The 10,091-nt window shown below is 61.7% G+C and carries 11 protein-coding genes and 1 pseudogene; 1 reads left to right on the forward strand and 11 read right to left on the reverse strand.

Annotated elements, in window-relative coordinates; all coding sequences use genetic code 11:
• Nucleotides 1-58: 58 nt before the first annotated feature.
• From murD to mraZ, 11 genes and pseudogenes are all read right to left on the reverse strand, one after another.
• Nucleotides 59-1,225, reverse strand: coding sequence for a UDP-N-acetylmuramoyl-L-alanine--D-glutamate ligase (gene murD / locus JCM12296_RS15385; RefSeq protein WP_246804374.1), 1,167 nt, complete (start codon nt 1,223-1,225; stop codon nt 59-61).
• On the reverse strand, nt 1,135-1,419 hold the full coding sequence (locus JCM12296_RS44600) for an FAD-dependent oxidoreductase (RefSeq protein ID WP_054694778.1): 285 nt from the start codon (nt 1,417-1,419) through the stop codon (nt 1,135-1,137). The genes murD and JCM12296_RS44600 overlap by 91 nt, the downstream gene beginning before the upstream one ends.
• A 21-nt stretch (nt 1,420-1,440) precedes the next feature.
• On the reverse strand, nt 1,441-2,520 hold the full coding sequence (gene mraY, locus JCM12296_RS15395) for a phospho-N-acetylmuramoyl-pentapeptide-transferase (protein WP_054694782.1): 1,080 nt from the start codon (nt 2,518-2,520) through the stop codon (nt 1,441-1,443).
• Between the two features lie 48 nt (nt 2,521-2,568).
• Nucleotides 2,569-3,987, reverse strand: coding sequence for a UDP-N-acetylmuramoyl-tripeptide--D-alanyl-D-alanine ligase (locus JCM12296_RS15400; RefSeq protein WP_054694786.1), 1,419 nt, complete (start codon nt 3,985-3,987; stop codon nt 2,569-2,571).
• A gap of 4 nt (nt 3,988-3,991) precedes the next feature.
• Nucleotides 3,992-4,798, reverse strand: coding sequence for a Mur ligase family protein (locus JCM12296_RS44605; protein WP_246804376.1), 807 nt, complete (start codon nt 4,796-4,798; stop codon nt 3,992-3,994).
• Nucleotides 4,692-5,525, reverse strand: a pseudogene (locus JCM12296_RS15410) (Mur ligase family protein); the annotation flags it as partial. The gene JCM12296_RS44605 and the pseudogene JCM12296_RS15410, both read right to left, overlap by 107 nt.
• Nucleotides 5,522-5,851: a penicillin-binding transpeptidase domain-containing protein gene (locus JCM12296_RS47555; protein ID WP_054694795.1), complete on the reverse strand. Its 330-nt coding sequence runs from the start codon at nt 5,849-5,851 to the stop codon at nt 5,522-5,524. The pseudogene JCM12296_RS15410 and the gene JCM12296_RS47555, both read right to left, overlap by 4 nt.
• The gene (locus JCM12296_RS15420; RefSeq protein ID WP_054694798.1) at nt 5,848-7,257 is read right to left on the reverse strand and encodes a peptidoglycan D,D-transpeptidase FtsI family protein; all 1,410 of its coding nucleotides are present in this window, start codon (nt 7,255-7,257) and stop codon (nt 5,848-5,850) included. Before JCM12296_RS15420 ends, JCM12296_RS47555 begins: the two co-directional genes overlap by 4 nt.
• Nucleotides 7,254-7,556: an FtsB/FtsL family cell division protein gene (locus JCM12296_RS15425; protein WP_054694800.1), complete on the reverse strand. Its 303-nt coding sequence runs from the start codon at nt 7,554-7,556 to the stop codon at nt 7,254-7,256. Before JCM12296_RS15425 ends, JCM12296_RS15420 begins: the two co-directional genes overlap by 4 nt.
• A 49-nt stretch (nt 7,557-7,605) precedes the next feature.
• Entirely contained in the window at nt 7,606-8,547 is a 942-nt protein-coding gene (gene rsmH / locus JCM12296_RS15430) for a 16S rRNA (cytosine(1402)-N(4))-methyltransferase RsmH (RefSeq protein WP_054694803.1), read from the reverse strand.
• A gap of 3 nt (nt 8,548-8,550) precedes the next feature.
• Nucleotides 8,551-8,997, reverse strand: a complete 447-nt coding sequence (gene mraZ / locus JCM12296_RS15435) for a division/cell wall cluster transcriptional repressor MraZ (RefSeq protein ID WP_054694806.1) — start codon at nt 8,995-8,997, stop codon at nt 8,551-8,553.
• A 324-nt stretch (nt 8,998-9,321) separates the two neighbouring features.
• Between mraZ and JCM12296_RS15440 the strand changes: the two genes are divergently transcribed.
• On the forward strand, nt 9,322-10,020 hold the full coding sequence (locus tag JCM12296_RS15440) for a hydroxyacylglutathione hydrolase C-terminal domain-containing protein (RefSeq protein ID WP_054694810.1): 699 nt from the start codon (nt 9,322-9,324) through the stop codon (nt 10,018-10,020).
• Nucleotides 10,021-10,091: the final 71 nt, after the last annotated feature.

Below are 10,091 nucleotides of genomic sequence, written 5' to 3' on the forward strand. Positions count from 1 at the left end.
TAAAAGGCCGAGGTCATACACCAGCGGTTGAACCGGTTGCGTTTGGCGGTGGTGGTATTCATGCCAACCTTTCCACGATGCTTCGAAAGCACTCGCCCCGGTGGGCGTAGTTGTCAAACATGTCGAAACTGGCGCAGGCCGGCGAGAGCAGCACCACATCGCCGGCCACTGCCGCGGACAGGGCCTTGGCCACGGCCTCCTCCATGGAGCCCGCCTCGATGACCCCCTGTTGCGGATCACCGGCCAGGGCGGTGACGATCTCGTCCCGGGCCTCACCCAGGGCCACTAGCGTCTTGACCCGTTGGCGCACGATGGTCTTGAGCCGATTGAAGTCACCCTTCTTGTTCTGTCCTCCCAGGATCAGAACCACCGGCCCGTCAAAACACTCCAGCGCACGTTTGACCGCATCCACATTGGTGGCCTTGGAGTCGTTGACAAACCGGATACCGCGGACAAAGCCCACGGTTTCGACCCGGTGCGGCAGCCCCCGAAACGTGTCGATGGTCTGCTGGATACCGGCGAGAGTGGCCCCGTGTTCCAAGGCGGCCAGGCAGGCGGCGGCGATATTCTCACGGTTGTGCGGTCCGACCAAATGGCATTTGGCCAAATCGAACACCACCGTCGTCCGCCGGTTTTCGACCACGGCGATGCGATCCTTCTGGATCCGGGCGCCCTGGACCACCGGTACATGGGAAAAAAGCCGCCGGCGGGAACGCAGGGCGTGGGTTTCCATCATCTTGACCACGGTCGCATCCATGGCATTGAGCACCGCCGCGTCTTCGGGCTCCTGGTTCTTGAAAATCCGCCACTTGGATTCAGCATAGGCCGAGAAACCGGCGTATCGGTCCAGGTGGTCGTCGGTGATGTTCAGCAGCACCGACGTTGCCGGTCGAAAGCTGACCGTCGTGTCCAGCTGAAAACTGCTCGTTTCGGCGACGATGACATCGGCAACGCCGTGGGCGCCGTCGGCATAGGCTATCAGCGGTGTGCCGATGTTGCCGCCGACGAAAACCCGTTTGCCGCTGTTTTTCAGCATTTGTCCCAAAAGTTCGGTGGTCGTGGTCTTGCCGTTGGTGCCGGTCACGGCGATGATCGGCGCTTTGACAAACACCGATGCCAGTTCCATTTCGCCAATCACCGGGATGCCGGCGGCCCAGGCCGGCTCCAGCATCGGCTGGGTGTGCGGCACGCCGGGACTGAGAACCACCAGGTCGGCCTGCGCCAGATCGACTGCGTCATGGCCACCGAGTCTGAAACGGATGGCATGGCCGTCCAGGCGTCCACGGCGCCCCGAAGCTTTTCGGCCGGCGCACGGTCGATGACCGTCACGCGGGCCCCGCGTTTGGCCAAAAAGCGAGCGGTGGCCACGCCCGAGCGCCCCAATCCCACCACCACGACGCGTTTGTTGTTGACTTGCATCCCGTTCTCCCCGCCTTGCCGTCAGCGCAGCTTCAACGTACTCATGGAGATCAGCGCCAGGGCGGCGGCGATGATCCAGAACCGCACGATCACCTTGGGTTCGGGCCACCCTTTAAGCTCGAAATGGTGATGCAGGGGGGCCATGCGGAAAATCCGCCGTCCTTTGGTCATTTTGAAATAGCCCACCTGGGCGATCACCGAGAGGGCTTCAATGACAAACAGCCCGCCCACCAGCACCAGGAGGATCTCCTGCTTGGTGATCACCGCCACGGTACCCAGGGACGCCCCCATGGACAGGGAGCCCACATCACCCATGAAGATCTGGGCCGGATAGGCGTTGAACCACAGGAACCCGACGCCCGCACCGGCCAGGGCGGCGCAGTAAACGGCAATCTCGCTGCAGCCGGCCACCGGGGTAATCTGCAGATATTCGGCGATGCGCGCGTGCCCGGCCACATAGGCAAAAATCATGTAGGTGCCGGCGGCGATGGTCACCGGGCCGATGGCCAGGCCGTCCAGCCCGTCGGTAAGGTTGACCGCATTGGAGGCACCCACGATGACCAAGGCGGCGAAGGGGATGTAAGCCCATCCCGGATCCGGTGTGAAGCGTTTGAAAAAAGGCACGCTCACCTTGGTGGAAAAATCGGGTACCCAATAGGCCAAAAGAGCCACCCCGAGGGCCAGCAGGAACTGAGCAAGCAGTTTCTGGCGGGCGGTCAGTCCCAGGCTGCGTTTCTTGACCTGCATGAGATAGTCGTCCGCAAAGCCGATCAGCCCGAAGCCCACCATGGATAAGAGCGCGATCCAGACGAAACGGTTGGTCAGGTCCGTCCACAAAAGGGTCGAACCGACCACGGCGGAAATGATCAGAATGCCGCCCATGGTCGGTGTGCCGGCTTTCTTGAGATGTTCTTTGGGTCCGTCGTCGCGGACATATTGCCCCACCTGCATCATGGAGAGCCGCCGGATCATCCAGGGCCCCAGCAGAAAACAGATCATGAAAGCCGTCAAACTGGCATAAATGCTCCGGAAGGTGACATAACGGAACACATTGAAGACGGCAAAGGTCGTATGCAGCGGATATAGCAGGTGGTAAATCATCGGTTACGGTTGGCTGCTTTCTTGTTTTTTGTCATCTGCCCGATACGCTTAACGCTCGTCCTGGGCCCAGCGGCACACCGCCTCCACGACCCGTTCCATGGCCATGCCCCGGGATCCCTTGACCAGCACCAGATCTCCGGGCGCCAGTTGCCGGCAAAGCTCGGCGGTAATTTCGGCCTGGCTGCCGGAAAAGATCCCCGAGGCCGGCATTCGGCGGCCAAGGGCACCGGCGGCGACCGAATCGGCGAAGGTTCCGGTGACGAACAACCGGTCAATGTCCAGCTGCCCGACCCGCTCGCCGACCTTGTGGTGCAAGGCCGACGATGCCTCACCCAGCTCCAGCATGTCGCCGAGGACCGCGATGGTGCGGCTTTCGCCGCGCAGGGCGGCCAGGGTCTCGATGGCCGCCAGCATGGAGGCCGGATTGGCGTTGTAGGTATCGTCGATCAGACGAATATCATGGCCCAGACGGCGGATACCCATGCGGCCGACCTGGGGTTCGAAGCGTTCGAGTCCTCTTTGGATGCGATCCAGGGAGACCCCCAGGATCTCACCGGCCGCGGCGGCCGCCAGGGCGTTGCCGACCATCACCCGGGACGGGGTGGCCAGGCGAACCGGAACCGAACCCGACGGGGTGACGAGCACGAAGGTCATCCCCATGGCCGTCAGCCGGATCGATTCAGCGCGCACCTGGGCATCGGGGCCGGTTCCGAAATAGACCACCGGACAATCAAGCGGCTGACCCAGGGCCGCCACTCGGGGGTCGTCGCCGTTCAGCACCGCCGTTCCGCCGGCGCGGATCGTGCCCAACAGCTCGCCCTTGGCCCGGGCGACATTGTCGATGCTGCCGAGGCCTTCCAGATGGGCCGGTCCCACATTGGTGATCACCCCCACGTCGGGTTCGCAAATTCGGCCGAGGGTGTCGATTTCACCGGCATGGTTCATCCCCAACTCCAACACGGCGGCATGATGGGCCGGGCCCAACCGAAAGAGCGTCAAGGGCAGGCCGATGTGGTTGTTCATGTTGCCGCTGGTGGCCAGGACCACGAACGTCTGACCGATCACCAATTCCATGAGCATACGCGTGGAGGTCTTGCCGTTGGATCCGGTCACGGCCACCACCTTGACCCCTCCGCGCCGGCGGTTGAATCGGGCCAGGTCCCCCAGGGCGCGCGTGGTGTCAGGGACGCGCACGCAGGCGACCCCTTCGGTGCGCATGCGCTCCAAGGGCAGGTTGCTCACTTGTGCATCGGCCACCACGACGCCCTTCACGCCGCTATCGAGCACCTGAGCGATGAAACGGTGGCCGTCGTGGGATTCCCCCGCAATGGCCACGAACAGCTGATCCGGCAAAACAGTCCGCGAATCGATGGCAATCCCGGCCAGGTCCAGCTGCGCAGAACCACACACCAACCGGCCGTCGGTGGCGGTCATGACCTTTTCGATGGTCCATCGATAGGGGCTCACCGGTTCATGCTCCTTTGCGGACCTGGGCGGCCAGCACTTCACGGGCCACCTCGCGGTCGTCGAAATGAATCGTTTCACCGGCCAGGATCTGGTAGGTTTCATGTCCCTTGCCGGCGATCAACACCGTGTCATGGGGCTGCGCGGCATCGATGGCCAGGACGATAGCGGCGCGGCGGTCGGGCTCGACCAGGTAGGCCGGGCCTGTCCAGGATGCGCCCAGATCACCGGCATTCCACCGCCGGCGGCAAACCCGTCGGACACCCGCCTCGATGGCTTCAATGATGCCCAAGGGGTCTTCCGAACGCGGATTGTCGGACGTGATCACGCTCAAGTCACTGTGCCGCGCGGCGATCTCGCCCATCACCGGTCGTTTGGTGCGATCGCGATCGCCGCCGCATCCGAAAACGGTGATCAACCGTCCGGGCGTCAGTCGTCGCAAGGTGGTGATGGCGTTCTCCAGGGCGTCGGGTTTGTGGGAGTAATCCACAAAGATAAACCGCTCGCCGCCTTCGCGGATGCGCTCCAGGCGGCCGGGCACACAGGTGCCGGCGCGGATGCCATCGGCAATCACCACCGGAGCAAGACCCAGGGCCAGGGCCACCCCCGTGGCGCTGAGGATGTTCTCCAGATTGAAATCCCCCACCAGGAGAATCGATATCGAGCGTTCCCGCCGGTGTGGCGACGCGGCCGCGGATCCCGGCAAGGTCCATGGATATCTTCTCCGGCCGGATATCGCCCGTACCCCTGGCCGCCGTGCGATAGGCCGTCGATCCAAAACGATCGGCCAACTCCCGGCCGTGGGCGTCGTCACCGTTGACCACGACACGGACCGCATGCCGGTCATCGGACGGCTTGAGGTGGCACTCGAAGAGCTTCTGCTTGCTCTGCCAGTAGTTCTGCATGGTCTCGTGGTAGTCGAGGTGGTCGTGACTCAGGTTGGTGAACACGGCCACATCGAAAACGCATCCCGCCACCCGGGAAAGATCCAGGGCATGGGAGGAGACCTCCATGACCGCATGGGTGATGCCGTGATCGACCATCTGCCGGAAAATCGCCTGCAGGTCGGCCGATTCCGGCGTGGTCACCGGATTGGCGAAGACCTTGCCGGCATAACGGTAGTTGATCGTCCCGATCACGCCCACGGCCACGCCGGCCGTCTCCAGGATCCGCTCCACCAGATAGGTGACCGTGGTCTTGCCGCTGGTGCCGGTCACACCGACGAGGGTCAACTGATGGGCCGGGTAAGCGTAAAATCGGCAAGCCAACCGGGCCAGGGCCTCCCGTGCGTCGTCGACCCGCAGGGTCACCGCATCGACCGCCACCGTCCGGCTGCAGACCACCGCCACGGCCCCGCGCGCCACCGCATCGCCTACAAACCGGTGCCCGTCAACGGAAAACCCCTCAATGGCCACGAACACGGCACCCGGAACCACCTTGCGTGAATCGTAGCACAGGGCGGTCACCTCCGGATCCGTTCCGGACGGCCGGTCATCGATGCGTTCGCCCATCAATCCATCGGTCAGTTCGGAAAATTTCATCCCTTGGCCCGGTCTCCCCGGGAGACCTGCAGCTCATCGGCGTCGCGTCCCGGCGGAATGTTGAGGTAACTCAAGGTTTCCAAGGCGATCTGACGAAACGCCGGAGCGGCCACGATTCCCCCGTAATCATGGGTTTTGGGTTCATCCACAACCACCAAGATGGCCAACTCAGGCTGGTCCGCGGGGACAAGCCCCAAGAATGAGGAGAGGTATGTTCCCTTGGCGTAGGTGCCGGTTTCGTCGATCTTCTGGGCCGTACCGGTCTTGCCGCACACGGAGTATCCCTTGAGTGCCGCCCGGGTGCCGGTTCCGCCTTCGCTGATCACTTCACGCAAGATCCGCCGCATCTCGCAGCCGAATGAGAGGAAATCACCTGGCGGACCGCCTCGGGCGTATACGTTTTGATCACCTGGCCATTGCGATCGGTGATCCGCTGGATCAGCATCGGTTTCATCAGCATGCCGCCGTTACCGATCGCCGACGCGGCGCTGATCAATTGAATGGCCGACACCGAAATGCCCTGACCAAAGGAGATCGCCCCGGTGTCGATGGCGGTCCAGGATTTGAACGGACTCAAACTGCCGGCCGTTTCGCCGGGACAGGCGATGCCCGTCCGCTGACCGAAACCGAAGGCGTACAAATAGTTGTAGAGATGCTCGGACCCCAACCGTTCCGATACCTTCACCGATCCGATATTACTCGAATATTTAACGATTTGCCGAAGTGACAGCCACCCGTGGGGCTTGGTGTCATGGATCGTGTTCCGTCCGATGCGGTATTTGCCATTTTCGCAGTAGAAAATCGTCTCGGGGGCGCACGCGCCACTATCGATGGCCGCCGCCGCACTGAACATTTTCATGGTCGATCCAGGTTCGAAGGAATCGGTGACGGTCCGGTTGCGCCAGTTGGAGCGGCCGTAGTCGCCATAGCGATTGGGGTTGAAAAAGGGATAGTTGGCCATGGCCAGGATCTCCCCGGTCGACGGGGCCATGACGATGGCCATTCCCGATTTGGCCTGGTATTCGGTCACCGATGCCTCGAGGGCCTTTTGGGCGATATGCTGAATCGTCCCGTCGATGGTCAACACCACGTTGTTGCCCTCGTGCAGCCGCTCCGAGGCCCTGGTGCCGTCGAAATGGCGCCCCAAGGCATCCCTGAACAGGGTCATCTCCGCTTCGCGGCCCTTAAGATCCCCATCGAAGTAGAATTCCAGGCCTTCGAGGCCGTGGCTGTCGATACCGGAAAACCCCACCAACTGGGCGGCCAGGGTCTTGTTGGGGTAAAACCGGCTGTGTTCGGTGATGAATTCGACACCGGTGCATTTCAGCGCCCGAACGGTCTCGACCTGCTTGGGAATCGCCTGGCGCTTGAGCCAGACGAAGTTACGCTTGGGATTGAGCCGCTCGTAAATGCGCTTCTGGGGCTGGGATAACGCCTTGGCCAGCTGCCGGGCGGCTTCTTGACGATTTTCGATGCGTCGCGGGTGGGCCCCGATCGAGATGCTGTCGATACTCACCGCCAGCGGACTGCCCTTGCGATCGGTAATGGCGCCGCGTTTGCCCTGAACCACCATGTCGCGCTCGTATTCCTTGGCGGCCCGGGCGGAAAGCCAGGCTCCCTTGAACACATGCAAGCGGACCGCCTGAATGGTAATGGTCGCAAGGGCCAGGATAAAAAGGGCGCCAACGATGCCGACCCGCAGGCGGATGCGCGTATTGACGGGGGTTGTCATGGTCGTCTCATGGTCTGTTGGGCCTGGGGGCTGATCAATCCCAGGCGGGTTCTCGCGATGGTTTCAATGCGCCCGGGCGATTTAAGCCGGGCGAGTTCGATCTTCAAGGTGCTCCGTTCCCGTAAAAGCGCCTGGTGCCGGCTCGTCTCGTGATCGATGGCAAAACCGGTGTTGACGCACTGGACGCGACACCAGGCATAGACCAGGGATTCCAGGAACAAAAGCGCCATCAGCCCGATCCACAAGCCGGCCCGGCTTTTTCCCTTGGGCCGCAGCTTGCGGTTACGCGCGCTGCCCAAGGTGTCCGATTCCCGGCCGCGCTCCGCGGCGCAATGCGCTTGGCGACGGTCATCCGCGTTTCTCCACGGCCCGCAGACGCGTACTACGCGCCATGGGGTTCCGGCGCACTTCGTCCTCGGTCGGCCGAAGCACCTTGCGGGTCAGCAGATTCACCGTCGGCCGGCGCCCACAGACACAGCGGGGCAGCGCCGGCGGGCAGGTACACGGATTGGCCATGGTGCGAAAGCGCTGTTTGACCATGCGGTCCTCCAGGGAATGAAAGGCGAGCACGCACAACCGCCCCCCTGGACGGAGCAGCGCCACCGCCGCCTCCAGAAACCGGTCCAGCACTTCCAATTCACGGTTGACGGCAATGCGCAAGGCCATGAACACCCGTGTGGCCGGATGAATCCGCTGTTTCCGTGCCGCGCCGGCGGGCACCGCCTCAACGACCAAACGGGCCAACTGGCCACTGGTGGTCACCGGCTGATGCCTACGCCGGGCGACCACCTGCCGGGCAATGCGACCGGCCCAGCGTTCTTCGCCGTAACGGCTGAACAGGCCGGCCAGCTCGCGTTCGCTCAAAGTCGCCACCAGATCGGCGGCGGTAACGGCGCTGCGGACATCCATGCGCATATCCAAGGGTTCATCCCGATTAAAGCTAAAACCCCGGCCACTGGCCTCGAGCTGATGCTGGGAGAGGCCAATATCGACCAGGATACCGTCCACGGCAGTGATGTTCAGTTGAGAAAGCAGCAGCGGCAGGTCCACGAAATTGGCGTGAACGATGTGGATTGTCAGATTGTCGACCGGCAGGATCCGATGGGCCCGTTCAATGGCATCCCGGTCCTGATCGATCCCCACCAGCGTGCCTCCGGGAACGATACGGCGGCAAATCTCGCGAGCGTGCCCGCATCCACCCAACGTCCCGTCGACGATCGTGCTCCCCGGCCGGCAGGCCAGCATGTCCACCGCTTCGGCGAGCATGGCGGTAATATGATAGTCGGACATCGGCTAAAGGCCCAGGTGGGAGATCTCCTCCCGAATCTGCTCATCGCCCATATCCGTGGCCAACTGTTCCTCCTCGCGGTCCAATTTTTCCTTGGACCAGATCTCAAAACGGGACATAACACCGACCAGGACGACCTCTTTTTCCAGACCGGCATACCCTTTGAGCATCGGCGGAATCAGCACCCGGCCCTGGCCGTCGCAGCGGCAGTCCTGGGCGGAGCCGATAAAAAAACGCTGAAACCGTCGCATGCGCTCGCTTTTTTGAGGCAGTTGAAGTATTCTCTGTTCAACCTTATTCCATTCGTTGAACGTATAGGCAAAAAGGCAATTGTCCATGCGCGTGATCATGATGCGCTCGTCGCCGCTGGCGTTGATCACGTCGCGAAAACGCGCCGGAATAATGATCCGCCCTTTGGCATCGATCGTATGAGAGGAGCTTCCCCGAAACATCAATCACCACTTTTCACCATTTTTCACCACTTAACTGGGATAAAAATACAAATTTCATCCGCTGTCAAGGGGAAAGTATATTTATGTAACATAATTTTGCTAATAATTTTTGAAAGTTAAGTAAAAAATTAAAAACATTATTCTGGGTGGAGCAAAGTGGTGGACAGACCCTAATTTACTGCCGTTTTTCGGATGACGAGTGGCGGAAAAGCCCCAATTCATCCCACACCATTTTTTCTATTGCCTGGAAATGAAGTTTAATATATCGATATCAAAGAACAATTCTCACATCCCCGAAATGCGTCAAAGACGGAAGCCAGCACAGTGAAAATCCAACAGTTTTTTTACGGCAGCGACAATCTGGCCTATCTGCTCCACCACGGCGGCCGTGCCCTGGCCATCGACGGCGGTGCCGTGGAGGCGATTCTGGATTATGTCCGTGACCGCGACCTGGTCCTCATCGGCGTCACCAACACCCACGGCCACGGCGACCATACCAGCGGGACGGACCGTTTGGTGGCCGCATCCGGCGCCCCGTACCGCGATCATCGGCAATTCGACGATGGCGAGGTGATCGATCTGGCCGGCGAGACCATCACGGTCCGCCACACCCCGGGTCACACCATGGATTCGGTCACCTTTTGCGCCGGCGACGTCATGGTCACCGGCGACACCCTGTTCAACGGGACGGTGGGCAACTGCTTCTCGGGAGATCTTGAGGCCTTCTACCGCTCCATCCGCCTTTTAATGGACCGCCCCGAGTCGACCCGCATTTACGCCGGGCACGACTATGTGGCCGCCTCGCTGGCCTTTGCGCGCCATCTGACGCCGGACAACCGCGCCATCGATGCTTACGCAGCCCGCTACGACAAGCATCACGTGGTCTCCACCCTGGCCGATGAACTGGCCGTCAACCCCTACCTGCGTTTCAACCAGCCCGATATCATCGCGCTTCTGCAATCCCGCGGACGGCCCACGGAAACCGAATACCAGCGTTGGGAAGGGGTCATGTCCCTGGAATGATACCGCTGCCGGATGAAGAAGAACCCGCGATCGACCGTTGCCACCGGATCGACGCCACCACCCGCGACGCA

This window comes from Desulfosarcina cetonica JCM 12296 (assembly GCF_001311845.1).
Taxonomy (GTDB): Bacteria; Desulfobacterota; Desulfobacteria; order Desulfobacterales; family Desulfosarcinaceae; genus Desulfosarcina; species Desulfosarcina cetonica.

Coding starts and splice junctions, on each gene's coding strand:
- JCM12296_RS44600 (WP_054694778.1), bottom strand. CDS start 1,419: ATGCAAGTCAACAACAAACGCGTCGTGGTGGTGGGATTGGGGCGCTCG.
- rsmH (WP_054694803.1), bottom strand. CDS start 8,547: ATGTCCGACTATCATATTACCGCCATGCTCGCCGAAGCGGTGGACATG.
- JCM12296_RS15420 (WP_054694798.1), bottom strand. CDS start 7,257: ATGACAACCCCCGTCAATACGCGCATCCGCCTGCGGGTCGGCATCGTT.
- mraY (WP_054694782.1), bottom strand. CDS start 2,520: ATGATTTACCACCTGCTATATCCGCTGCATACGACCTTTGCCGTCTTC.
- mraZ (WP_054694806.1), bottom strand. CDS start 8,997: ATGTTTCGGGGAAGCTCCTCTCATACGATCGATGCCAAAGGGCGGATC.